Origin of the sequence: Streptococcus sp. OMI870, from assembly GCF_047460295.1 — a bacterium.
Lineage (GTDB): Bacteria > Bacillota > Bacilli > Lactobacillales > Streptococcaceae > Streptococcus.
The window spans coordinates 191,885-214,895 of the sequence record NZ_JASHGM010000001.1 but is presented as its reverse complement, the minus strand read 5'-3'; the positions used below and the strand labels follow the sequence as shown (position 1 = coordinate 214,895).

General features: G+C 38.7%; 26 protein-coding genes and 1 riboswitch. Of the genes, 22 read left to right on the top strand and 4 right to left on the bottom strand.

The annotated features are described in order from the left end of the window. Nucleotides 1-339: 339 nt before the first annotated feature. From QM968_RS01035 to QM968_RS00980, 12 genes are all read left to right on the top strand, one after another. Nucleotides 340-1,074, top strand: coding sequence for a PoNe immunity protein domain-containing protein (locus QM968_RS01035; RefSeq protein WP_414382455.1), 735 nt, complete (start codon nt 340-342; stop codon nt 1,072-1,074). Nucleotides 1,075-1,104: 30 nt separating this feature from the next. After that, nucleotides 1,105-1,851: a PoNe immunity protein domain-containing protein gene (locus QM968_RS01030; protein WP_414381513.1), complete on the top strand. Its 747-nt coding sequence runs from the start codon at nt 1,105-1,107 to the stop codon at nt 1,849-1,851. 39 nt (nt 1,852-1,890) lie between these two features. Then, nucleotides 1,891-2,646: a PoNe immunity protein domain-containing protein gene (locus tag QM968_RS01025; protein WP_414381510.1), complete on the top strand. Its 756-nt coding sequence runs from the start codon at nt 1,891-1,893 to the stop codon at nt 2,644-2,646. A gap of 9 nt (nt 2,647-2,655) precedes the next feature. Next, complete coding sequence (locus tag QM968_RS01020; protein WP_414381508.1) at nt 2,656-2,940, top strand: hypothetical protein; 285 nt, start codon at nt 2,656-2,658, stop codon at nt 2,938-2,940. A gap of 254 nt (nt 2,941-3,194) precedes the next feature. Then, on the top strand, nt 3,195-3,944 hold the full coding sequence (locus QM968_RS01015; RefSeq protein WP_414325569.1) for a PoNe immunity protein domain-containing protein: 750 nt from the start codon (nt 3,195-3,197) through the stop codon (nt 3,942-3,944). Nucleotides 3,945-3,993: 49 nt separating this feature from the next. Continuing rightward, nucleotides 3,994-4,461, top strand: coding sequence for a hypothetical protein (locus tag QM968_RS01010; protein WP_414325571.1), 468 nt, complete (start codon nt 3,994-3,996; stop codon nt 4,459-4,461). A gap of 34 nt (nt 4,462-4,495) precedes the next feature. Then, entirely contained in the window at nt 4,496-5,011 is a 516-nt protein-coding gene (locus QM968_RS01005) for a hypothetical protein (RefSeq protein WP_414325573.1), read from the top strand. 36 nt (nt 5,012-5,047) lie between these two features. Continuing rightward, nucleotides 5,048-5,773 (top strand): alpha/beta fold hydrolase, encoded by a 726-nt coding sequence (locus tag QM968_RS01000; RefSeq protein WP_414381506.1) that lies wholly within the window; start codon nt 5,048-5,050, stop codon nt 5,771-5,773. Between the two features lie 181 nt (nt 5,774-5,954). Beyond that, a complete protein-coding gene (gene guaC / locus QM968_RS00995; RefSeq protein WP_414381503.1) occupies nt 5,955-6,938 on the top strand; it encodes a GMP reductase in 984 nt (327 codons plus the stop codon). Next, a riboswitch (purine riboswitch) is annotated at nt 6,928-7,023 on the top strand. Its footprint overlaps the gene before it by 11 nt. 89 nt (nt 7,024-7,112) lie before the next feature. Beyond that, the gene (locus QM968_RS00990) at nt 7,113-7,694 is read left to right on the top strand and encodes a xanthine phosphoribosyltransferase (RefSeq protein WP_414381501.1); all 582 of its coding nucleotides are present in this window, start codon (nt 7,113-7,115) and stop codon (nt 7,692-7,694) included. After that, nucleotides 7,694-8,956 carry a nucleobase:cation symporter-2 family protein gene (locus QM968_RS00985; protein WP_009731016.1) on the top strand — a complete coding sequence of 421 codons (1,263 nt, stop codon included), beginning with the start codon at nt 7,694-7,696 and terminating at the stop codon, nt 8,954-8,956. Before QM968_RS00990 ends, QM968_RS00985 begins: the two co-directional genes overlap by 1 nt. Nucleotides 8,957-9,066: 110 nt before the next feature. Beyond that, nucleotides 9,067-10,413, top strand: a complete 1,347-nt coding sequence (locus QM968_RS00980) for an MATE family efflux transporter (RefSeq protein WP_414381499.1) — start codon at nt 9,067-9,069, stop codon at nt 10,411-10,413. 38 nt (nt 10,414-10,451) lie between these two features. On the opposite strand, the gene QM968_RS00975 is transcribed toward QM968_RS00980, so the two are convergent. Next, nucleotides 10,452-10,634, bottom strand: a complete 183-nt coding sequence (locus QM968_RS00975) for a 4-oxalocrotonate tautomerase (RefSeq protein WP_414381496.1) — start codon at nt 10,632-10,634, stop codon at nt 10,452-10,454. A 114-nt stretch (nt 10,635-10,748) separates the two neighbouring features. Here QM968_RS00975 and QM968_RS00970 point away from each other — a divergent pair, with 114 nt between their 5' ends. The 10 genes from QM968_RS00970 (at nt 10,749) to QM968_RS00925 (ending at nt 19,567) form a co-directional block, all read left to right on the top strand. Then, on the top strand, nt 10,749-11,333 hold the full coding sequence (locus QM968_RS00970; protein WP_414381493.1) for a thymidine kinase: 585 nt from the start codon (nt 10,749-10,751) through the stop codon (nt 11,331-11,333). 21 nt (nt 11,334-11,354) lie between these two features. After that, a complete protein-coding gene (locus tag QM968_RS00965) occupies nt 11,355-11,828 on the top strand; it encodes a GNAT family N-acetyltransferase (protein WP_414381490.1) in 474 nt (157 codons plus the stop codon). A 15-nt stretch (nt 11,829-11,843) separates the two neighbouring features. Further along, a complete protein-coding gene (gene prfA / locus QM968_RS00960; RefSeq protein ID WP_414381488.1) occupies nt 11,844-12,923 on the top strand; it encodes a peptide chain release factor 1 in 1,080 nt (359 codons plus the stop codon). Continuing rightward, complete coding sequence (gene prmC / locus QM968_RS00955; RefSeq protein WP_414381485.1) at nt 12,923-13,759, top strand: peptide chain release factor N(5)-glutamine methyltransferase; 837 nt, start codon at nt 12,923-12,925, stop codon at nt 13,757-13,759. Before prfA ends, prmC begins: the two co-directional genes overlap by 1 nt. Next, nucleotides 13,746-14,360, top strand: coding sequence for an L-threonylcarbamoyladenylate synthase (locus QM968_RS00950; protein WP_009731022.1), 615 nt, complete (start codon nt 13,746-13,748; stop codon nt 14,358-14,360). Before prmC ends, QM968_RS00950 begins: the two co-directional genes overlap by 14 nt. 35 nt (nt 14,361-14,395) lie before the next feature. After that, entirely contained in the window at nt 14,396-15,652 is a 1,257-nt protein-coding gene (gene glyA / locus QM968_RS00945; RefSeq protein ID WP_009731023.1) for a serine hydroxymethyltransferase, read from the top strand. Nucleotides 15,653-15,660: 8 nt separating this feature from the next. Then, nucleotides 15,661-16,635, top strand: coding sequence for a nucleoid-associated protein (locus tag QM968_RS00940; RefSeq protein ID WP_414381481.1), 975 nt, complete (start codon nt 15,661-15,663; stop codon nt 16,633-16,635). Next, nucleotides 16,635-17,237: a lysozyme family protein gene (locus tag QM968_RS00935; RefSeq protein WP_009731025.1), complete on the top strand. Its 603-nt coding sequence runs from the start codon at nt 16,635-16,637 to the stop codon at nt 17,235-17,237. The genes QM968_RS00940 and QM968_RS00935 overlap by 1 nt, the downstream gene beginning before the upstream one ends. A gap of 305 nt (nt 17,238-17,542) precedes the next feature. Beyond that, nucleotides 17,543-18,388 carry an alpha/beta hydrolase gene (locus tag QM968_RS00930; protein ID WP_414381478.1) on the top strand — a complete coding sequence of 282 codons (846 nt, stop codon included), beginning with the start codon at nt 17,543-17,545 and terminating at the stop codon, nt 18,386-18,388. Nucleotides 18,389-18,556: 168 nt separating this feature from the next. Further along, a complete protein-coding gene (locus QM968_RS00925) occupies nt 18,557-19,567 on the top strand; it encodes a DUF1002 domain-containing protein (RefSeq protein WP_414381476.1) in 1,011 nt (336 codons plus the stop codon). A gap of 287 nt (nt 19,568-19,854) precedes the next feature. On the opposite strand, the gene QM968_RS00920 is transcribed toward QM968_RS00925, so the two are convergent. The 3 genes from QM968_RS00920 to QM968_RS00910 form a co-directional block, all read right to left on the bottom strand. After that, the gene (locus QM968_RS00920; RefSeq protein WP_049488000.1) at nt 19,855-21,093 is read right to left on the bottom strand and encodes a tyrosine-type recombinase/integrase; all 1,239 of its coding nucleotides are present in this window, start codon (nt 21,091-21,093) and stop codon (nt 19,855-19,857) included. Continuing rightward, entirely contained in the window at nt 21,093-21,287 is a 195-nt protein-coding gene (locus QM968_RS00915; RefSeq protein WP_021153195.1) for a DUF3173 domain-containing protein, read from the bottom strand. The genes QM968_RS00920 and QM968_RS00915 overlap by 1 nt, the downstream gene beginning before the upstream one ends. A 259-nt stretch (nt 21,288-21,546) precedes the next feature. Then, nucleotides 21,547-22,908, bottom strand: a complete 1,362-nt coding sequence (locus tag QM968_RS00910; protein ID WP_414381473.1) for a hypothetical protein — start codon at nt 22,906-22,908, stop codon at nt 21,547-21,549. Nucleotides 22,909-23,011: the final 103 nt, after the last annotated feature.

Below are 23,011 nucleotides of genomic sequence, written 5' to 3'. Positions count from 1 at the left end.
AGTGCCTGAAACATTATTGTTTCAGGCACTTTTCTCACAGAGGAAAGTTTCGATATTTTATCAACTTATTATACTTTAAGATAGTTTGTTTACATTCTATGGACCATGTGGTCTCATTTTCGTATCAAATTCCCCTAGCTAGTGACGAACTTGATCTTCAAACTCTATTTCGGTATGATAGTAGGGAATAGAATGACAGTTTATTTGTGTGGCCTGACTGAGTAATATACAAGGGACTGTAAAATAATTATTCAGTAGTGATTAATACAGAATATATTTTTAAATTTTTTTGGTCACACAACGCGAAAAAAAGTTCCATATACCAAAAGGATATAAATGATGAAAAGAGATTCTATTTTTATAGAAGAAAAAATTAATGAACTCATTAAATTTAGTGAAATAACTATTGGTGAATGGACTCAAGAATTAACAAAATTTAAACAAGGGGAAAATTCATACAAACGACCGGTTGAAGAAATTATCAAATCAGTACAACTTGATATTTCTATTTATCAGAAGGAGAATATGTTAGCCATCTACACTGCAGGATATTCTATTGAGAGATTCAAAGAAGAGTACTTTAAATATGTCGATAGCCTTCTCCCTATTTGGTATAGTAATTCAGGATATGATGCAATGCTCTGGGCTCTTTCCATTGGCATTCTGTTAGAGATTGATGAAACGACTTTTGATAAGTTAGTAGGCTTAGTCAAAAAGGATGATCCAGAGGACTATTTGATCGATTACTTCATCCAGTCTCGTCATCCAGAGTGGAAGATTCGGATAAACTATAATTTCCCAAGACCCTATGGCTTTACTCGAAAGATTATCGAGGAAGAAAATTCTAAAAAGGCTGAGGCTCTCCTTAAAGAATACTTGACTAAAAAATGGTATCAGGGATGTAGAGATGAAGGCTGGTATGATTTGCATAAGCGCAACATTGATAATTATTATGGTTACTGGTCCTTTGAATCAGGCGCTATTTGCAAGCTCAAAGGCTTAGATTATAAACAATTAGAAGGACTTCCATATTTTCCATATGATTTGATTGCGGAAGGTGGAATATATAGATAATCTATATAAGGACTTAGAAAGAAGATAGAGTTGGAACTAAGAGACACGTTTTCAGATAAAAATAATATAAATGGACTAATCCAAGTTTTTCAAAAAGCCATTCAGGATTCTGAAGAACGAATTCAAGCAATTGAACAGGATGAGAAAGAAGGAATCCAAAAATTTTCTTTGGATAATAAAGTTGTTATTTCTAATATAAGATCATCAATATGTCGTTACCAAAAAGAAGTTATGATAGCGACTTATACTGCGGGTTATTCTATTGAAGATTTCAAGTGTGAGTATATTAAGTATGTAAAGAGTTTGCAACTATCTTGGCTAGGCAATTCTGGCTATGAACAAATGGTCTGGGCTCTCTCTATTGGAATTTTGTTAGATATTGAGGAGGATATGTTTAATCAGCTAGTAAATTTGGTTAAGAAGGATGACCCAAAGGACTATTTGATTGACTATCTGATTCAATATCGTCGTCCAGAGTGGAAGATTCGACTGAATTATAATTTTCCAAAACCTTATGGTTTTACCAGAAAAATTATTGAAGAAGAGGATTCTGAACAGGCTCTAAAATTACTTAAAGAATATTTGGCTAAGAAATGGTACCAAGGGAGCACAGATACAGGATGGTACAATTTACATAAAACCAATAACAGAAGTTATTATGGCTATTGGTCCTTTGAATCAGGTGCTATTTGCAAACTCAAGGGATTGGATTACAAGGAATTGGGAGGTGTTCCGTATTTCCCTTATGATTTGGTTGTGGAAGGTGGAAAGGTATAAAAAGATCTGATAATCAAAATAAATCCATAGGAGTAAAATATGATTTTAAGGGATGAAATAACAATGAGTGATAGACTGTTAAAGTTGATTGATTTTGAAAAAAAAATCATAGATGAAAAACGAAATAAAATTAAGAGTTTAATGAAGGACACGGAGGAAGGAGTTCAAAGATACAAGCTAACAAATGACATAGTTATTGCAAATACAAAGAGGACAATTAAAGTCTTAACTGAAAAAGTTCTAGTAGCTACCTATACAGTAGGTTATCCTATTGAAGATTTTAAGAAGGAATATATTAATTTTGTCAATAGCCTTCTTCCAGTTTGGCAGAGCAATTCTGGCTATCTCCAAATGGTTCGAGCGCTTTCTATTGGGATTCTTTTAGAGATTGATGAAGAGATTTTTGATCAGTTAGTAGACTTAGTCAAAAAGGATGATACGGAGGACTATTTGATCGATTACCTCATCCAGTCTCGTCATCCAGAGTGGACGATTCGGATCAACTATAATTTCCCAAGACCCTATGGCTTTACTAGGAAAATTATTGAAGAAGATAATTCTGATCAGGCTCTCAAGCTGCTCAAAGAATACGTGGCTAAGAAATGGTATCCTGGACATAGAGATACTGGTTGGTATGACTTGCATAAAGAGAATATTGATAATTATTATGGTTACTGGTCCTTTGAATCAGGCGCTCTTTGCAAGATTAAGGGCTTAGATTACAAACAGTTAGAAGGACTTCCATATTTTCCATATGATTTGGTTGCGGAAGGAACGCAACAAAATGAACTTTAAGGTTAGAAAATGACAGAAGATAAAATTTTAACAAAAGAAGAAGTTCTTCGTGATGGTGTTTGTTTTGAAGAAGAGCTTGATTGGGGTGGATGGTATTGCGAACAGATTGTTTCTGAGAATGAATCTGGAGAAGAAGTTCCATATACAGGTTTAGCTTATGATTTATACCCAGATGGTAAATTAGAGTATTATGGTTATATTAAAGATGGCTTCCGTCATGGAATGAGTGTATGGTTTTATCCTAATGGAAAAATTGAAAGCATCAATCCTCTAGATTGCGGTGCGGCTGATTGAATTCAAAAGAAATACTATGAAAATGGCGCATTAAAATCACACGCATATTATGTTTTAGGGGCGAGAGTTACTTATATCGAGTACGATGAGGCTGGCCATATTATCGATGAAAAATTAGAACCGACTGAGGCAGATTTTGAGAGAGCAAAGAAGTGGGGTGTTGATTTATCAAAACGAGATATGACTTTGAAGTAGAACAAAATCGCTTGAGATCTCAGATTGACTTAACAAATCATTTTTAAAGGAGACACAAAATGGGTTTACGAGATACTTTAAATACTGAGGAGAATTATAAAGATGGCTTAATTTCAAATCGAGAAGCCTTACTGTATTTTCAAGAAAAATTACGAAAACTTCAAAGTGATTTAGATGATGGAATAGAAAACTATAAAAAGCCAACGATCGAAGTTTATAATTCAACTTTAGCTACTATTTTGTCCTATCAGAGAGATATTTTATTAGCAACTTATTCTAGTGGAGCCTCTTTGTCAGCATTTAAAGAGGAATATATTTCCTTTGTATCGTCTTTAATACCAATTTGGTGTAAGGAATGGGGCTACGAACAAATGCTCTGGGCGCTTTCTATTGGTATTCTTTTAAACATTGATGAAGAGACTTTTAATCAGTTAGTAGACTTGGTCAAAATAGATGATCCAGAAGATTATTTGATTGATTATCTGATTCAAGCTCGTTATCCAGAGTGGACGATTCGGATCAACTATAATTTTCCTAAACCTTATGGATATACTCAGAAAATCATTGAAGAAGAGAATTCTGAACAGGCCCTAAAATTGTTAAAAGAATATTTGGTTAAGAAATGGTACCAAGGGAGTAGGGATGCTGCTTGGTATGATTTACATAAGAAAAATGTAAAAAATCATGTAGGCTACTGGTCCTTTGAATCTGGCGCGCTTTGCAAATTGAAAGGCTTAGATTATAAACAATTAGAAGGACTTCCATATTTTCCATATGATCTGGTTGCGGAAGGTGAGACGGAAGAATAAATCTCGTGATGTATGAGTCATTAAATTAAAAAAAGAGAGGAAATAAATTATGATCGAACCTAAGTATGGTGAAAATATTGTTGTTCTTTTTAAACATGAAAATAAATATACTTGGTATGTTTCGGATTTAGAATTCTGGTATATTGATTATGAGGTAGCACGCTATTCACTTGACACTCTGTATGATGAGCGAAAACGTTCTTCGAAACTGACCCATGAAACATTGCCATATTTCTTAAAAGATATGGAAGCATACAAATGCGAGCGAAATGAGTTAGGAGAAGCATTTGCTAAATCGTATCAGGAAGATAGATTGAACGCGGTTTATGATTTTAAACCTTCCTTGTTTATTGATATGGATGAGTTGGAACTATACTCGCAGTACGCAGAATACGTATCATTTGAAGAATATGTTTCAGAACCATGGAAAGGCCATTATAAATCATTTTGGGATAAGATTCCGGAAGCAGAAAAATTCTGGTTGACTAGTGGCACCGATGTATACGGTGAAGATTAATTACAATTGAAGAATAGATATAGGATAAGTACTAGTGGATAAAGATCAATTAATAAACAAGCCAGAAATAAATATTGTTGGAGTTATTGCGAACCATCACTTTAACTGGTATATTTGTTCCAATGATATGTGGACAATGGATATCGATAAATATATTCAATCCTACAAGGAAGCAGGTTGGGATCTTGATTTTTCCTATTTACCTGAGATTCAACAGAATCTTCATGTGGTTACAAAAAGCAATCTTGGAACTTATTTAGAAATGTATAAAGATGACTGGCTGAAGGTGACAGTTGAAGAATTGATTGCAGTGATTAAACGCTCAATGGAGTGTGAGGACTTAAATTCAGAGATTATTCTGGAAGAAAAAGCCTTGCTCCCGGATCTTTTCATCGATTTTGATAAAGAAGAATTTTATTCAAACCATCTAGGGATGAAAAACTACGAGAGATATGTGCCAAACGGATGGAAAATTTTTTCAGGAAGTTTTGATCATTTGATCCCCAAAGAGCAACAATATTGGATTGAAAAGACTGGCGCTAACCAATGAAGTAACTAATAATAAAATTAAAAAAGGTAAGAAAAAATGAAGTTTTATTTTATTGGTGGCCTTGGTGGCAATTGCTACCATCTGGAGCCACTTATCGATGAACTTGGCTTTCCTGTGACCTTTCTAGATCCCTACAGGGAAATGATTCAGACAGAAAAAGATCTTCATGCTTGGTTTCAAGGTCAGATTGTACAAGATGAAGAGATCTGTTTATTGGGGCACTCCTTGGGTGGAGATTTGGCTCGTTATCTGGCTGCAGAGTTTCCTCAAATCCAGGATCTGATTCTCTTGGATGGGGGCTACCTGGATATTGAAAAGATCCTGCCTTTGGTGGAAGAGCTAGAAGGCACATCATCCTTCATGCAACAGCAAGTCTTTTCGACATTGGAAGAAGCCGTGTTAGCAGAATTCGGTGATGGAGCAGATCCTACTCCTATAGCGCGAAAAGCAGTAGAGGCTAGCTATCGCTGGAATCGAGCGAGTGAACAATATGAATTAAATCTAGATCTAGAAAAAGTCTTGGACTTATTGCGCTTGAGACGTAGCATCAAGGCTGACCAGATTTCACTTTCGGACAAGCCCGTCCTCTTTATTGGCCCTCGATACCAAGAAGAACCTGAATGGAGGAAAGCAGCTCTGAATCAACTAGATCCCAAGATCAAGCAAGTCTTGCTAGAAGGCTTGGGGCACGAACTGTATACAGAGGCACCAGAAATTGTAGCTAGAGAAATCAACAATTGGCTCCAAAATGTTCATAAATAAAACCTGTTTCTCTTTTTGAAACAGGTTTTATTTTGTAATTTCCGAACATTGTTTCCTATAAAATCATTCCCGTTGCATTAAGTCCGTATCTTTGATATAATCTATCAAGGAAACGTCAAGAGACGTAGCGATGCGCTTGCGCATAGGTAGGTCAGTTTTTAGAAAAGAGATTTTACAATCTATGTTAAATGAATTTCCTATTTTCGACTATGAAGATATCCAGTTGATTCCCAACAAATGTATCATCAATAGCCGGTCTGAAGCAGACACGACCATTCAATTCGGGAAACATACCTTCAAGCTACCAGTTGTTCCAGCTAATATGCAGACGATTTTGGATGAGAATGTAGCAGAGCAGTTGGCACGTGGTGGTTACTTCTACATCATGCACCGCTTTGATGAAGCAGGTCGGATTCCTTTTATCAAACGCATGCACGAGCAAGGTTTGATCGCTTCTATTTCGGTTGGTGTTAAGGAATACGAATACGACTTTGTGAGTCAATTAAAGGCAGATGCGCCTGAGTACATCACTATTGATATCGCACACGGTCATGCGGATAGTGTCATTCGGATGATTCAACACATCAAGAAGGAATTGCCAGATACCTTTGTCATTGCTGGAAATGTTGGAACACCTGAAGCTGTTCGTGAATTGGAAAATGCAGGAGCTGATGCGACTAAGGTCGGGATCGGTCCTGGTAAGGTTTGTATCACCAAAGTTAAGACTGGATTTGGTACAGGTGGTTGGCAATTGGCTGCTCTTCGCTGGTGCTCAAAAGCAGCGCGAAAACCAATTATTGCGGACGGTGGGATTCGGACCCATGGCGATATTGCCAAATCGATTCGTTTCGGGGCGTCTATGGTCATGATTGGTTCCCTCTTTGCAGGCCATATCGAAAGTCCTGGTAAAACGGTAGAGATCGATGGAGAGGCTTTTAAAGAGTACTATGGATCTGCTTCAGAGTACCAAAAAGGTGCTTACAAGAATGTCGAAGGAAAGAAAATTCTATTGCCTGCTAAGGGTCATCTGCAAGATACCTTGACAGAAATGGAACAAGATTTGCAAAGTTCGATCTCGTATGCTGGAGGCCAAAAATTAGCAGATTTGAAACATGTTGACTATGTGATCGTTAAGAATTCCATCTGGAATGGCGATGCACACTAATTGAATTACTTATTTATTTCACGAATTGGCGTGATGTTTCTACAAGGTGCCGGAACACCTAACAATAAGTAAGTCGAGATAAATCCTTTTGTTAGAGGATATTCAAGGCTTGCTTTGCAGGCCTTTTTGTGTTTTGTGAATAAGTAACGGATTTTATAGAAAGTAGGAGGAAGTATGAAATTACTGGAAGAACGCATCTTAAAAGATGGCAACGTTTTAGGCGAGAATATCCTCAAGGTGGACTCCTTTTTGACCCATCAACTAGATTTCAAATTGATGAAAGAAATTGGCCAGACCTTTGCGGACCGGTTTAAAGATGCGGGCATTACAAAAGTCGTAACCATTGAAGCGTCTGGGATCGCGCCAGCCCTTTATGTAGCAGAAGCACTAGATGTTCCTATGATTTTTGCGAAAAAAGCGAAAAATATTACCATGAATGAGGGGATTTTGACAGCTGAGGTTTATTCCTTCACCAAGCAAGTAACCAGTACGGTTTCAATTGCTGGTAAATTCTTAGATCCAGCGGATAAGGTTTTGATCATTGATGATTTCCTTGCAAATGGCCAAGCAGCTAAGGGCTTGATTCAGATCATCGAACAAGCTGGTGCTCAAGTGGAAGCCGTTGGGATCGTCATTGAAAAATCCTTCCAAGATGGACGGGGATTATTAGAAGAGTTGGGATATCCAGTTGTATCCCTCGCGCGTTTGGACCGTTTTGAAAATGGTCAGGTTGTATTTAAGGAGGCAGACATCTAATGCAAAAACAAGAAAGCCATTCACAGGCCGCTGTTCTAGGCTTGCAGCACTTATTGGCCATGTATTCCGGTTCTATTTTGGTGCCGATCATGATCGCGGGAGCTTTGGGCTACAATGCTCATCAGCTAACCTACCTCATCTCTACAGATATCTTTATGTGTGGGGTGGCGACCTTCCTGCAAGTCCAACTCAATAAACACTTTGGGATTGGTCTTCCAGTGGTCCTTGGGGTTGCCTTCCAGTCTGTGGCACCTCTCAGCATGATCGGGGCTAGCCATGGTAGTGGTGCCATGTTTGGTGCCCTGATTGTTTCAGGGATTTACGTGGTTCTGGTCTCAGGATTCTTCTCGAAAATCGCCAACCTCTTCCCATCCATTGTGACGGGATCTGTCATTACGACCATTGGTTTGACCTTGATTCCGGTAGCCATTGGTAACATGGGCAATAATGCTGACAAACCAACGGTGCAAAGTTTGCTCTTGGCCGTGATCACTATTCTTATCATTCTTGTGGTAAACATCTATACAACTGGCTTTATCAAATCCATCTCGATTTTGATTGGCTTGATTGCAGGGACTGCTATGGCAGCTTCTATGGGCTTGGTAGACTATACACCTGTGGAACAAGCCCCTATCCTTCATGTTCCAACACCTTTCTTCTTTGGAGCCCCTAAGTTTGAAATCACCTCAATCTTGATGATGTGTATTATCGCGACGGTTTCCATGGTGGAGTCAACTGGTGTCTATCTTGCTCTTTCTGATATTACCAAAGATCCAATTACTAGCACGCGCCTTCGCAATGGCTACCGCGCTGAAGGGTTGGCCGTTCTCCTTGGTGGTATCTTCAACACCTTCCCTTACACTGGATTCTCACAAAACGTTGGTTTAGTGAAATTGTCTGGTATCAAGACTCGTCTTCCAATCTATTATGCGGCTGGTTTCCTTGTTCTACTTGGTCTCCTTCCTAAGTTTGGAGCTTTAGCACAAATCATCCCAAGCCCAGTACTTGGTGGAGCCATGTTAGTCATGTTTGGTTTTGTATCTATTCAAGGGATGCAGATCCTTGCGCGTGTTGATTTTGAACACAATGAGCACAATTTTCTCATCGCGGCTGTATCAATTGCAGCAGGGGTAGGATTGAACAACAGCACTCTTTTTAATGGCCTACCAAGTGAATTTAAAATGTTCTTTGCTAACGGAATTGTCGTCGCAAGTGTCTTGGCAATCGTACTCAACGCTATTTTAAACCGCCATAAAAACTAAGTACAAATGAACCGGAGATCCTTGGATCTTTGGTTTTTTTGACTTTTAAGGAAACATATAGTAGAGTGGAAGGAGAAAAAATTCAACTTGATTAGAAGAAAGTCAGAACCATGTATCTAACCCATCACTTTAAAGAGCGGTTGCGCTTGTTTGTCAGTCTATTTTTTCCGATTTTAATCTACCAATTGGCTAATTATTCAGCCAGCTTTGTTGATACAGCCATGACGGGACAATACAATACCTTGGACTTAGCTGGAGTCTCAACTGCCACTAGTCTATGGAATCCCTTTTTCACCTTCTTAACAGGGATTGTATCAGCTTTAACACCAATTATCGGTCATCATTTAGGGCAGGGGAATAAAAAACGAATCGCTTCTGATTTTTATCAATTCGTTTATCTATCCTTCATGATGGCTGTCCTATTGATCGTTTTTGTACTAGTTATCGCACCAGTCGTCTTAAGAAAAATCGGTTTAGAAAGTGTCGTAGCTGGGATTGCAACCCATTATTTAGCCTTTCTGTCTCTAGGGATTTTGCCTCTTTTACTCTTTAGCGTGGTCCGTTCCTTGCTGGATACCTTGGGCCTCACTCGCTTGTCCATGTACCTCATGCTTCTCTTATTGCCTTTAAATGCAAGTTTCAACTACATGTTGATCTATGGAGCTTTTGGTCTACCTAAGCTAGGAGGAGCAGGAGCAGGACTGGGGACATCCTTAGCTTACTGGGTTCTCCTCATCATTGCTTTCTTGATCCTTTTCAAACACCCTAAAGTAGCTATCTACCAACTTTGGAAGATTCAACCTCTCAATCTCAAAGAGATGAAAGAGACCATTCGATTGGGCTTACCAATTGGAGGGATTGTGTTTGCTGAAGTGATTATCTTCTCTGTAGTAGGGTTACTCATGGCTAAATTCCCATCTATGACCATCGCCAGTCACCAGTCGGCCATGAATTTTTCAACTCTCATGTACGCTTTTCCAGCTAGCATCTCCAATACCATGGCTATTATTGTATCCTACGAGATTGGAGCTGGTCGTCCCGATGTCGTTCGTCAATATTGCCGGATTGGACGATGGACAGCCTTTGGATTTGCCTTCTTTACCCTTACTTTCCTCTATCTGTATCGCTATCAAGTGGCAGGTCTCTATGGAACTGATCCGGATTTTATCCACCAGACAGCCATCTTTATGACTTATAGCCTGCTTTTCCAAATTGCTGATACAGTCGCAGCACCGATTCAAGGGATTCTTCGGGGTTACAAGGACACTACCGTTCCCTTCCTACTTGGTGTCTTTAGTTACTGGTGTGTCTCCATTCCTTTAGGGATCTTTTTAGACCATGTCACTAACCTAGGTCCGTATGCTTACTGGATTGGCTTGATTTCTAGTATTGTCGTTAGTGGTATTTGTTACCAGATGCGACTTTGGCAGATTCAAAAGAAATACCAAATTTCCTAAAAACAAAAACAACCAGAATATGCTTCTGGTTGTTTTGTTTATTTGGTACGCATTTCACCTTGAGAGAAGTAGGTTCCTTCAGGCATATCGTTGATGATAACGTGAACAGCAGATTGAGGAGCGCCAGTATTGCGGACAACAGCCTCGGTTACTTCTTTAGCGAGGGCTTTCTTTTGTTCCAAAGTGCGTCCTTCAAATAAATCAATTCGTACAAATGGCATAGGGCCACCTCCTAAATTTTTTATAGGACTATTTTATCACATTTTGGGATACAAAGGTCAGCAAAATTATGGTAAAATGATAATGAAACACATTTTAGAGAGAACAGAAGGAAAATGGCACAATTATATTATAAATATGGGACCATGAACTCAGGGAAAACCATTGAGATCTTGAAGGTGGCCCATAATTATGAAGAGCAAGGCAAGAGCGTCGTCATCATGACATCGGCAATCGATACACGAGATGGAGTTGGAGTAGTTTCTAGCCGGATCGGTATGAAACGAGAAGCCATGGCCATCGAAGATGAGACGGATATCTTCGGTTATATCCAAAGGCTAGAAAAGAAACCATACTGTGTCTTAATCGATGAAGCTCAGTTTCTCAAACGCCACCATGTCTATGACTTGGCTAGGGTTGTAGATGAACTGGATGTGCCGGTGATGGCTTTTGGCCTCAAAAATGATTTCCGAAATGAACTCTTTGAAGGTTCTAAACACCTCCTCTTGTTAGCAGACAAGATCGAGGAAATCAAAACCATCTGCCAATACTGTTCCCGCAAGGCGACCATGGTCTTGCGCACACAAGGGGGCAAACCCGTTTACGATGGAGAGCAGATCCAGATCGGTGGACACGAGACCTATATCTCGGTTTGCCGCAAGCATTATTTTAATCCAGACATACCAACTGAAATCGTCTAGAACGTTTTAGAGAGGATAATAATGTCTATTTGTTTAAAAGATATTACAATAGAGAATTATTTTGACGTTTTAAATCTAGAAGTTCATCCAAACCAAAGGAATTTTATTGCATCCAATTCCATTAGTTTAGCTGAAGCCTATGTATATGATCAAAATGGTGATTTTATAGCTCCCTTAGCAGTTTATGATAAGGAAGTATTAGTTGGTTTTGTTATGATTGCCTATGATCGGAAAATTGGGATCAGTAAGGGGAACTACTTGTTATTTCGTTTTATGATCGATAAACGATTTCAAGGTTTAGGCTATTTTAAACCGACTATGGATGCAGTCATTGACTTTGTTCGAACAGAGCCAGCTGGAAAAGCAACAAGTCTTTGGTTATCTTATGAACCGGAAAATAATCAAGCGAGATCTTGCTATCTCCATTATGGATTTAAAGAAACTGGCCAAGTCATAGAAGACGAAATTGTAGCAATCTATGATCTAACAACCTAGAATTAAGGAGCAAACATGAATATCTATGATCAACTACAAGCTGTAGAAGACCGATACGAAGAGTTAGGAGAATTGTTGAGTGACCCAGATGTGGTCTCTGATACCAAACGTTTTATGGAGCTTTCAAAAGAAGAGGCATCCACTCGTGATACGGTGACAGCTTATCGGGAATACAAACAAGTACTCCAAAACATCGTCGATGCTGAAGAAATGATCAAGGAAGCAGGTGGCGATGCAGATTTGGAAGAAATGGCTAAGCAAGAGCTGAAAGATGCCAAGGCTGAAAAAGAAGAGTACGAAGAAAAACTGAAGATCTTACTTCTTCCAAAAGATCCAAACGATGACAAGAACATTATCTTGGAAATCCGTGGGGCAGCAGGAGGAGACGAAGCCCAGTTGTTTGCTGGCGACCTCTTGCAGATGTATCAAAAATATGCGGAAAGCCAAGGTTGGCGCTTTGAGGTCATGGAAGCCTCTTACAATGGCGTTGGCGGGATCAAAGAAGTCGTAGCCATGGTTTCTGGTCAATCGGTCTACTCGAAACTCAAGTATGAATCTGGTGCCCACCGGGTACAACGCGTTCCTGTGACGGAAAGCCAAGGTCGTGTCCATACCTCTACAGCAACCGTTCTGGTCATGCCAGAAATCGAAGAAGTCGAGTATGACATTGATTCAAAAGACCTTCGGATTGACATCTACCACGCATCTGGTGCGGGTGGACAAAACGTCAACAAGGTCGCAACAGCCGTTCGTATCGTCCACTTGCCTACCAACATCAAGGTAGAGATGCAGGAAGAACGGACGCAACAAAAGAACCGTGAAAAAGCCATGAAGATCATCCGTGCGCGCGTGGCTGACCACTTTGCTCAGATTGCCCAAGATGAGCAAGACGCTGAGCGGAAGTCAACTATCGGTACTGGTGACCGTTCAGAGCGGATCCGGACTTACAACTTCCCTCAAAACCGTGTAACCGATCACCGGATTGGCTTGACCCTTCAAAAACTGGATAATATCTTATCTGGTAAACTGGACGAAGTGGTCGATGCTTTGGTCTTGTATGATCAAACACAAAAATTAGAAGAGTTGAACAAATAATGTTGTTGGGACCATTATTAGCCCAGTATGAAGAAGCATTAATAGCCGTTGGAGAGGAAGCAGAAAGCCTCTCCTTCGCATATCGTGCTTTAAAAAACTGGACCTTTACAGACTTTGTCCTTGCCCTGCAAAAAGAGGTGGAATCGGAGGACCAGGCCTTGCTCGAATCCATCTTTGAGCAGCTAAAACATCACGTCCCTGCCCAGTATATTATTGGCAGCACAGAATTTTGTGGCCATGTTTTTACAGTTGATGAGCGCGTGCTGATTCCTAGACCTGAAACGGAAGAATTGGTCGCACTCATTCTTGAAGAAAACGACGGGGAAACCCTACGAGTTCTGGATATTGGAACGGGAAGTGGTGCCATTGCCATTAGCTTAGCCCTCGCTAGACCTAACTGGCAGGTTCAAGCTACTGATGTGTCAGAAGAAGCTTTAGCCCTGGCTCGAGAAAATGCCCAACATCTAGAAGCAGTCCTTGAATTCAAGTCGTCAGATGTACTGGACGAACTAGAAGGTCCTTATGACCTGATTGTGTCCAACCCTCCTTATATCTCTCGTGATGATGCAGAAGAAGTCGGAGTCAATGTATTAGCCTCTGAACCCCACTTGGCTCTCTTTGCGGATCATGATGGATATGCCATCTACGAAAAGATTGCTCAGCAAGCACCAAGTGTTTTAATACCAGATGGAAAGATCTATCTAGAAATCGGCTATAAACAAGGAGAAAAAGTAAAGGAGCTCTTTCAAGAGACTTTTCCCAACAAACGAGTTCGCGTTCTGAAAGACCAATTTGGACAGGATAGAATGGTGGTGGTGGACAATGGATCTATTTGAGAAAGAATTAGAAGCTGGCCGGGCAGTCATTCTACCAACTGAAACCGTCTATGGTATTTTTGCCAAAGCTTTGGATCAAGAGGCAGTTGATTATATTTACGAATTAAAACGTAGACCGAGAGAGAAAGCTCTAAACTTGAATGTAGCTGACGAAGCTTCTGTTCGAATTTATTCGAAAAATCGACCTAGCTATTTAACAAAACTGATTGATTCATTTTTACCTGGGCCTTTAACTATTATTCTTCAAGCAAATGAAAAGGTGCCTGACTGGATTCATTCAGGGATGGATACAGTTGGTTTTCGGATGCCAGCCCATCCAAAGACCTTGGAATTAATTCGTAAATATGGTCCTTTAGTTGGTCCTTCTGCAAATCTATCTGGACATGCTAGCGGAACAAAGTATAAAGCTATTGTAAAAGAATTTGATCAGGTAATTCCTGGCTTTGAGGACGATGCTTTCCTTACTGGCCAAGATTCAACTATCCTAGATATCTCTGGGGCCAAAGCAAGGATTTTACGACAAGGTTCTATTACGAAAGCTGACTTGCTTGCACAAGTGCCCGAGCTTTCTTTTGAGGAAGATGACCTTCCTCTGTCATAATGTATATAAAAAATTATTTAATAAGGAGTAGACCTATGATTTTTGATAAAGAAGATTACAAAGCCTATGATGCAGACCTATGGAATGCTATTTCCAAAGAAGAGGAACGCCAACAAAATAATATCGAGTTGATTGCTTCTGAAAATGTCGTCTCTAAGGCGGTTATGGCAGCGCAAGGGTCTATTCTGACCAATAAATATGCAGAAGGTTATCCAGGTCGCCGTTACTACGGCGGGACTGATGTCGTAGACATCGTCGAAAGCCTGGCCATCGAACGCGCTAAGGAAATTTTTGGGGCTAAGTTTGCCAATGTTCAACCCCACTCAGGTAGTCAGGCCAATTGTGCTGCCTATATGGCTTTGATTGAGCCTGGAGACACTGTTATGGGAATGGATCTGGCTGCAGGTGGGCATTTGACTCACGGAGCTTCTGTAAGCTTCTCAGGGCAAACTTATAACTTTGTATCTTATAGCGTAGATCCTGAAACAGAGCTCTTAGATTTTAACGCTATCTTAAAACAAGCCCAAGAAGTCAAGCCCAAACTCATCGTTGCTGGTGCCTCAGCCTACTCTCACATCATTGATTTCTCTAAATTCCGTGAGATTGCAGATGCAGTAGGAGCTAAACTCATGGTCGATATGGCCCATATCGCTGGCTTGGTGGCGGCAGGTCTTCATCCAAGCCCAGTTCCTTATGCCCATATCACGACCACGACCACACACAAGACCCTTCGCGGACCTCGTGGAGGTTTGATCTTGACCAATGATGAAGAATTGGCCAAGAAGATCAATTCAGCCATCTTCCCTGGTATCCAAGGTGGACCATTGGAGCATGTCGTTGCAGCCAAAGCCGTTGCTTTCAAAGAAGCTCTTGACCCTGCTTTTAAAGACTATGCAGCTAACGTGATTAAAAACAGCCAGGCTATGGCTGATGTCTTCTTGAAAGATCCAGATTTCCGTGTCATTTCAGGCGGAACTGAGAACCACCTTTTCCTTGTCGATGTAACGAAAGTCGTTGAAAATGGTAAAGTAGCGCAAAACTTACTGGACGAGGTCAACATTACCCTCAACAAGAACTCTATTCCTTATGAAACCTTGTCACCATTCAAGACCAGTGGAATTCGAATTGGGGCAGCAGCCATCACCGCTCGTGGTTTTGGAGTAGAGGAGAGCCGTACTGTTGCTGAACTGATGATCAAAACCTTGAAAAACGCAGATAACCCAGCTGTATTAGAAGAAGTTCGTGGCCAAGTCAAAGCCTTGACGGATGCCTTCCCACTTTACGAGGACTAAACCTTCTTATGGACATTTACGTAAAAAAGGCTATCATTCATCAATTTAGCCCAGATGATACCGACCTTTATTTGGCGGACAAATTCCTCAATATCACACCTAAAATTGAGGAATACTTGCGAAAAAAGATTGAGCGGGTCTATTCCGATGAGGCCAAGACCGGTATTTTCGAAGAGGATAACCCTTTTCTTGAGCTAATTTCGGATGATTTACTAGACACTTCAGTTGCAGTAGCGAATCGCTGGAAAGAAGAATTTATCGTCTCTGAGAATCAAAAGACCAACGATTTGGTATTCATCCAATTCTCAAAAGAAGGTGTGGACCACTTTGCCTTTCTTCGGATTGCCTTGCGGGAAACATTGACCCATCTAGGGGGAGAAGTCGATAATCCCATCAAACTGACACAAAATAATCTACCTGGTTTTGGAACAGGTGCCGATGAAGCCTTAGTTATCAATCTTCAAAGCCGTAAGTACCACCTGATTGAAAAACGAATCAAGTATAACGGGACCTTCTTGAACTATTTTTCCGAGAATCTCTTGCAAGCACAACCCAAGATTTCTCCTAAAAAATCGATCAAAGCCCTAGAAAAAACGGCCCAACGAATTGCGGAGAGCTTTAACACAGATGATTTCCAATTTCAATCAAAAGTTAAATCAGCTATATTCAACCATATTGAGGAAGAAAATAAACTCTCTCCAGAGAAATTAGCGGATGATCTCTTTGATGACAACCTGACGGCTCGTCTCAGTTTTATTGACCAAGTCAAAGAAGCGATCCCTGAACCTGTAACTTTTGAAGAAATTGATTCAACCCGCCAGTTGAAGAAGTTTGAAAATCAAAAATTGTCATTGTCAAATGGAATCGAACTAATTGTTCCGAATAGCGTCTATGAAGATGCAGAATCTGTTGAATTTATTTTAAATGATAACGGGACCTATTCCATCCTGATCAAGAATATTGAGGATATACAGAGTAAATAATGATTAAACGCATAGTGAAGATCTTCTTTTTCATCTTACTGATATTTGGTGGCTACAAAGCGATTCAGATCCACCATGATGTCAAACAAGTCATGCAGTACCGTACTCTGGTGAGAGAAGTCCTTGCCGAGGAGGATACCACAGCCAATGAAAACCTCATTCTGGCTATGATCTATACTGAAACCAAAGGAAGAGAGGACGATGTCATGCAGGCAAGTGAGAGTGCCAGTGGGGAAACCAATACCATTAGTGATAATAAGGCCAGTATTCGCCAAGGCATTCAGACCCTCTCCGACGAATTAAAAGAAGCTAAGAAAAAAGGGGTCGATAGCTGGACTGCGGTTCAAGCCTATAATTTCGGAAAAGACTACATTGATTATGTCGCAAAAAACGGTGGCACTAACTCGCTAGAGTTGGCACGCGCTTATTCGCGGGATGTGGTAGCTCCGAGTCTTGGCAATGTAACCGGAGAAACTTATCTTTACCTCCACCCTATCTCTCTTTTAAACGGGATGGAACTCTACATTAATGGGGGGAACATTTATTATTCTCGTTTAGTACAGACCAATATGACAATTATGAAGCTATTTTCATGGTTTTAATCAATCAATTCAGAGAGAGTGGGAAAGAAATCGGTAATTCGTTAGAATTCGATTTCGTCGTCCCACCTCCGCACAGTTGAGTAGGGCTGTAAGAGCTGATGAAATCAGCGTACTAGAGCCCACTCAACCACTGCGTCTTGCTCGACAATCCAAAAACAATTGAGAGGCTAGGACTTTTGTCCCAGCCTCTCTTATAATCTATAAATCTTTTGTGTATTTTGGCTCTTTCATTCTCAATATTTTGAAATCATTGAATAGCTATGATAAAATACTAGTTAGTTTTAAATTATCTTGAGGAGTTCCTATTGAACAAAAAATCATTCTACGGGCTGCTTTTGGGGTTGATTCTCCTATGTATCTCATTTTTTGGGAAGTATCAACAAAAAACGCAGCTGGACCACACGAATTACCTACAAAGTAGTCGTCCTACCTTATTTTTTCATGGTTATGGATCGAGTGCCAATGCAGAAAAACATATGACAGATTCGGCAAAAAAAGCAGGGGTGACACAAACCGTCATCACTGCAAACGTGGCTGAAGATGGGCAGGTAAGGCTGACAGGGACCATTCCAAAAGGTGCAGTCAATCCAATTATCAAAGTGGAATACCAAAACAATCGCACGCCCGATCCAAAAGTCATCAGCAATTATGTCTATCAGGTAGTCAAAAAGCTTCAAGATACCTACCATTTTAAAGAGATGAACGTCGTCTCTCATTCTATGGGAAATATGTCCGTCTTATATTATCTTCTGGAACATGGAAGTGATGAGAATTTACCAAAAATTATCAAGCAGGTCGCTATTGCAAACCATGTTGCTGGACTCAAAGGGATGAACCTACCCCAAGGTTTGATTCTAGATTCACAAACAGGTAAGCCTTCATCAATGAATGAGCAGTACCAACAGCTTTTAGGTCTTCGGGAAGTCTATCCAGAAAATCAGATCGATGTACTGAATATCTATGGAGATATCGGTGGAGAAACTGATGGATCGGTTCTCAATGTTTCTTCAAAAGCCCTTCGTTACCTAGTAGCAGAACGTGCAAAAAGCTACCGTGAAGAACATATTGATGGCAAAGGTGCTCAGCACAGCCAACTTCATGAAAATCCAATAGTAGATAAGTTGTTGATCCAGTTTCTTTGGGGAAAATAAATATGTCATCCTTTCTTAAAAAAACTGTAAGCTTCTTTTAAGAAAGAAACGATATAATAAACATTGAAGTGAATAACTTTTTTATTGGCTTCTTTTTTTCATCTCTAATCAGGTGAAATAGTCAATAAAATATACTCAGCGTGGATATGAGATAGAAAGAAGAGAGAAATGAAATTAAGAAAAATTGCTTTATTTGTAGCGTCGACAGTTGCCCTCTTTAGTGGAACTCCACATGTTTCTGCAGATAGCAATGTCCAGAAAGTCATTGATGAAACTTATGTCAAACCAGACTATGTTTTGGGTTATTCTCTAGACCAAATGCAAATTGAGCAAACCTTGAATTTGCTGAACTACGATAATTCAAAAGACAAAGAAGAGTGGAAAACCATGACACCAGAGGTCTACTCTTCGATTATGAACGTTGCGAACGATGATAGTCTAGAGCTCTATTCCTCTGTTAAAATTCAAAAATTAGGTAAGAACAAGCCTCTAGAAGTGAATATTGTGACGCCTCAAAACATCACCAAGGTTACTGCAGATATGTATCGGAATGCGGCTGTTACACTTGGATTGGAGCATGCTCAAATTACTGTAGCTTCACCCATTCAGGTAACTGGAGAAAGTGCTTTGGCTGGTATTTATTACTCATTGGAAAAAAACGGTGCCAAGGTTTCTCAAGAAAGCAAAGATCTAGCTCAAGAAGAATTAACAACCTTGGCTGGAATCAATGAAGAGAATGCTGGCAAGAAAAACTTCGATGCAGATAAGTTAAACGTCGCATTGACCGATATTAAAACAGCAGTAGCCAATGCTAAACAGAACAATCAGGATTTGAGTAAGGATGATATCCGGAAAATCGTCGAAGAAACCCTAAAAAATTATAAGCTAGATACAACTGTGACAGGTAACCAGATCAATTTGATCGTGAATTTCGCAGTGAACCTCTCAAAGAGTAGCGTCATCAGTAGTAAAAACTTTACCAAAACATTGACGGATTTGAAAAATAGTATCGTAGACAAGGCGGGTGATACCTTTAACAATATCAACATCAATTTTGATACAGACGCTATTTTAAAAGACAGTGGTAACTTCTTTACGAATTTGTGGAATGCCATTGCCGGATTCTTCGGAGCAATCTGGGATATGATTGTCAAATTCTTTAGTAGTTTGGTTGGATAAGTAGAAATAGGAAAGCACTCCTGACAAAGACATCAGAGTGCTTTTTGTGTGTGATTGCCTATTCTTTTATTTTACTAGATATTGTTAGAATTGCTAAATACTTATTTTAAGCTCGTGAATCAAGGTCCCCCGGACCTTTAACTCGCTCTATTATTTTATGCTCATGAATCAAGGTCCCCCGGACCTTTTTTTATTCCCACTCAATGGTTGCAGTCGCCTCAAAAAGCTTTATAGAACAGGCTTTTTAAGGTGTTAATTGTTTTTTGGTGGGGTTTTTGGTGGGAATGTTATTTTGAAATTGATTGATTCCCGTTGAAATGTACTAAGCTAGAAGATGGGAAAGAAACATTAATAATTCCGACCATTTCATTAGTGATAGCTTCATCAGCGCCATCCCATAGATGCGAGTAGTGTTTCAAGGTGATTTCAGGAGAAGAGTGTCCTAATCGTTTTGATAGAATAAGTACATCAGCATTTAATTCATTAATTAGAAGCGATGCATGGCTGTGCCTGAGACCTTTCGCTTGGATAGGCTTTACGTGAGCAATCTTGGCGTACCTTTTAATAATCCTTGAGATTGTAGATTTCAACATAGGTAAGCCATCGTATGAAAAGATAAAATCGTTCTCGTGTCCTAGTCCAATCTTTTTTTGAGCTTCACGCCATTTTTTTAACACATCAATAGTATCTTTATCTAAACTAATCATCCTTCTTCCGTCTTTAGTTTTCGAATAGGAATTACGTGTCCATTCTTTTTTGTTTTTAACAATAAGCATATGATGAACTCGTAGGCGTTGCTTATCAAAGTCAACATCATTCCATTGAAGGGCACAACCTTCATTTACACGTACGCCAGTCATGAAATATACCCAAATCATCACGAAGTTTAAATGTTCATATACATCTTCAATGTAAATTTTCGAAATAACAGCTTCAAATTCGCTCTTAGTCCAATATGGGACATTACTTTTTCCTTTAGGAATTGCATTGGATTGTTTTGAAATATTCTTCTCTACATACCCCATTTGTAAAGCATAATCTAGAGATTTCCTAAACATACCAAAGATGAGGGCCGAATACCCTTGCGAGTATCCTGCACCACCATCCTCTTTACTAGTAAGTAACCACGTGCGAAACATCTGAACTTGTTCAAGGGTTATCGAACGAAGCATGGTGTCACCAAAACGATCACAAAGCTGTAAAAGATTTTTCTCTCGCACTGAAAATGTACTGTGCTCAACTGTTGTTCTATAGTATGGAATATAATGGTCTTCCATAAATTGCCGATATTTCATACGGTAGTTAGAATAACCTTGAGATTGATGATATTCATGTTTCAGGCGAGTTAATTCTTTATAAGCATCTGAGGCCGATTTAAATGGTTTTCCATGCTGATCTACCCTAGATTTCTTTCGTACACGTTTCCCAGTAACTCTATCTCGACCAAATTCGGTTTGAAGAAAATATTTTCCGTCTTTATCAGAATATACTCCAGGAAATTTTGTTTTCTGTTGATATTGTGGCATTATTCTTCCTCGTGAAGTGAAACACCCAGAATTTCTTCAACAGCACTGATTGGGACGTGCCCTAAACGTCTATTATTATAAAAGGCATACCCCTTTTGTACCATAATTTGCTTAGCTTGTCTAATGATTGAAACCGCAGTATAGGGATTGTAACCCATATTAATCAAATCCTCTTTATTCATTGTTTGTTTCATAATTAATAATCCTCTTGAATTTTCTAAATTTTATTGCGATAATAGAAAAAGGTAATAGATATTATTACTGTTATTTTTTGAGTTTGTTTCTGATACCGGCCAAAGTTTAGAAACAAGCTCTTTTTTGTTCTAAAAAATTCACACATATCTATTTCCTTTCTCAAATAATCAAACGAAAACTGTGTACATATAAATACATGTTTGTTGTTGTATCAAGGTTTACAGCCATAAATGTAAAAAAATTATTATTTAATTTGCTTTATTTTTTATTAATATCTAAATCTACATCAGGGAATTCTTTTAAAACATGGTTTCTAATTTTATTCTTTTGATTTCGAGTATTAGATCTTATAGTTTTATTTAAAATTTTATTTCTATAATCTAATGAATAATCTTTTAAAACATGCTTAAATGTATGAGTCGACTTAGCATCTTTATGACATCCTAAACCTTTTTCTTTAGCAACTTCTAGTGATTCATAAAATAGTTTAAATATATCTCGAACGTGCCAAGTAATCATTAATCCGGTCTCGTTTTTTTCAAAATATTTTTTTTCACTATTTTGGAAGGAGTCTATTATTGTTCTTTTGGTTCTACCTTTATTTTTGAAAGGAGCAATATTCGACAATGCTATAATTTCTTCGTCTAACACCAAAGGAGACAAAAATCTAAGAGAATGATTATTTACTTGATTTAAAAGTTCTTTAATATAACTTTTAGGACCGTATTTGTTATAAACATCTTGAATCACTTTTTTAGTTTTTGCACTTGATTCTTCAATTAACGTTATGTACACATTTATTGTTGAATGAAGTCTTGATTCCAAATAGTCTATCAATTGTGCATCATTAAGTAAATCTAAGGAATTGGTTCCCAAAAATTTTTCTATTTTATTTTTCTTTAATACTAGTTCAAATCTCTGGACATTAATATTATCTAGTTTTGAACCCTTTCTTCTGATTTGTCTTTTTCTTTTTGCTTTTTCAATTTTATCGTAAGTAACAGTTAATTCTTCATTACTAATCTTACAACTCAAAATTGGATAGTCATAGTTGTTCTTTTTACTTTTCTCATTTCCAAAATTTGGAGGGTATCCTGATGAAAGACATTTGTGTAGAAAACTTCTGAGCTGTAAGTTTGGAGTTTTATCAAAGGCAATTGTATAAGCAAGTTCCATTTCGAGAAAGAGGGCAGTCGAGTAAGTAATCAAAATACCGTAATTATTTTTAATAAAATCGATTGCGTTTGCTAATCTACTTTTAATCCCCTCAATACCAGCCGTTTCGATATTTAACCCCCCATGAATTAATTCAATGTAACAGTACGATGTTTTAAAATTTGATTCATCAAAAGAAATAGTGATTTTCCCGAAAAATTCTGATTTAATATCTAAACTAAGCAACTTTCCATCTATAGATGTCTTTAAGTTACAAGTACTATCATATTTTAAATTCTTTATTTCTTTACACTCTAAAGAAAAATCCTGTAGGGATAATTTACATTTATCTATTCCAGCAAAACAAGGCATTGATGAGAAAGCCTCTAGTATCCTATTTTCATTCTCAATTTTTACTTCTAAACGTTTTTGTTCTTCTTCCTGTGTTAATTTTCTTCTAGCCATTCGATTAAATTCCTTTCACATAGTATTTTGATAAAGTATGTTGTTTGGGGTAAGATTAAAAATTTTTTCTTTTTATACCCCCTATTCTTTAGTATGCCAGGAA

Bases quoted from the DNA above. Each gene is read 5' to 3' on its own strand.
- QM968_RS01035 (WP_414382455.1), top strand. From the start codon at position 340: ATGAAAAGAGATTCTATTTTTATAGAAGAAAAAATTAATGAACTCATT.
- QM968_RS01025 (WP_414381510.1), top strand. From the start codon at position 1,891: ATGATTTTAAGGGATGAAATAACAATGAGTGATAGACTGTTAAAGTTG.
- QM968_RS01020 (WP_414381508.1), top strand. From the start codon at position 2,656: ATGACAGAAGATAAAATTTTAACAAAAGAAGAAGTTCTTCGTGATGGT.
- QM968_RS01015 (WP_414325569.1), top strand. From the start codon at position 3,195: ATGGGTTTACGAGATACTTTAAATACTGAGGAGAATTATAAAGATGGC.
- QM968_RS01010 (WP_414325571.1), top strand. From the start codon at position 3,994: ATGATCGAACCTAAGTATGGTGAAAATATTGTTGTTCTTTTTAAACAT.
- QM968_RS01000 (WP_414381506.1), top strand. From the start codon at position 5,048: ATGAAGTTTTATTTTATTGGTGGCCTTGGTGGCAATTGCTACCATCTG.
- guaC (WP_414381503.1), top strand. From the start codon at position 5,955: ATGTTAAATGAATTTCCTATTTTCGACTATGAAGATATCCAGTTGATT.
- QM968_RS00990 (WP_414381501.1), top strand. From the start codon at position 7,113: ATGAAATTACTGGAAGAACGCATCTTAAAAGATGGCAACGTTTTAGGC.
- QM968_RS00985 (WP_009731016.1), top strand. From the start codon at position 7,694: ATGCAAAAACAAGAAAGCCATTCACAGGCCGCTGTTCTAGGCTTGCAG.
- QM968_RS00980 (WP_414381499.1), top strand. From the start codon at position 9,067: ATGTATCTAACCCATCACTTTAAAGAGCGGTTGCGCTTGTTTGTCAGT.
- QM968_RS00975 (WP_414381496.1), bottom strand. From the start codon at position 10,634: ATGCCATTTGTACGAATTGATTTATTTGAAGGACGCACTTTGGAACAA.
- QM968_RS00970 (WP_414381493.1), top strand. From the start codon at position 10,749: ATGGCACAATTATATTATAAATATGGGACCATGAACTCAGGGAAAACC.
- QM968_RS00965 (WP_414381490.1), top strand. From the start codon at position 11,355: ATGTCTATTTGTTTAAAAGATATTACAATAGAGAATTATTTTGACGTT.
- prfA (WP_414381488.1), top strand. From the start codon at position 11,844: ATGAATATCTATGATCAACTACAAGCTGTAGAAGACCGATACGAAGAG.
- prmC (WP_414381485.1), top strand. From the start codon at position 12,923: ATGTTGTTGGGACCATTATTAGCCCAGTATGAAGAAGCATTAATAGCC.
- QM968_RS00950 (WP_009731022.1), top strand. From the start codon at position 13,746: ATGGATCTATTTGAGAAAGAATTAGAAGCTGGCCGGGCAGTCATTCTA.
- glyA (WP_009731023.1), top strand. From the start codon at position 14,396: ATGATTTTTGATAAAGAAGATTACAAAGCCTATGATGCAGACCTATGG.
- QM968_RS00940 (WP_414381481.1), top strand. From the start codon at position 15,661: ATGGACATTTACGTAAAAAAGGCTATCATTCATCAATTTAGCCCAGAT.
- QM968_RS00935 (WP_009731025.1), top strand. From the start codon at position 16,635: ATGATTAAACGCATAGTGAAGATCTTCTTTTTCATCTTACTGATATTT.
- QM968_RS00925 (WP_414381476.1), top strand. From the start codon at position 18,557: ATGAAATTAAGAAAAATTGCTTTATTTGTAGCGTCGACAGTTGCCCTC.
- QM968_RS00920 (WP_049488000.1), bottom strand. From the start codon at position 21,093: ATGCCACAATATCAACAGAAAACAAAATTTCCTGGAGTATATTCTGAT.
- QM968_RS00915 (WP_021153195.1), bottom strand. From the start codon at position 21,287: ATGAAACAAACAATGAATAAAGAGGATTTGATTAATATGGGTTACAAT.
- QM968_RS00910 (WP_414381473.1), bottom strand. From the start codon at position 22,908: ATGGCTAGAAGAAAATTAACACAGGAAGAAGAACAAAAACGTTTAGAA.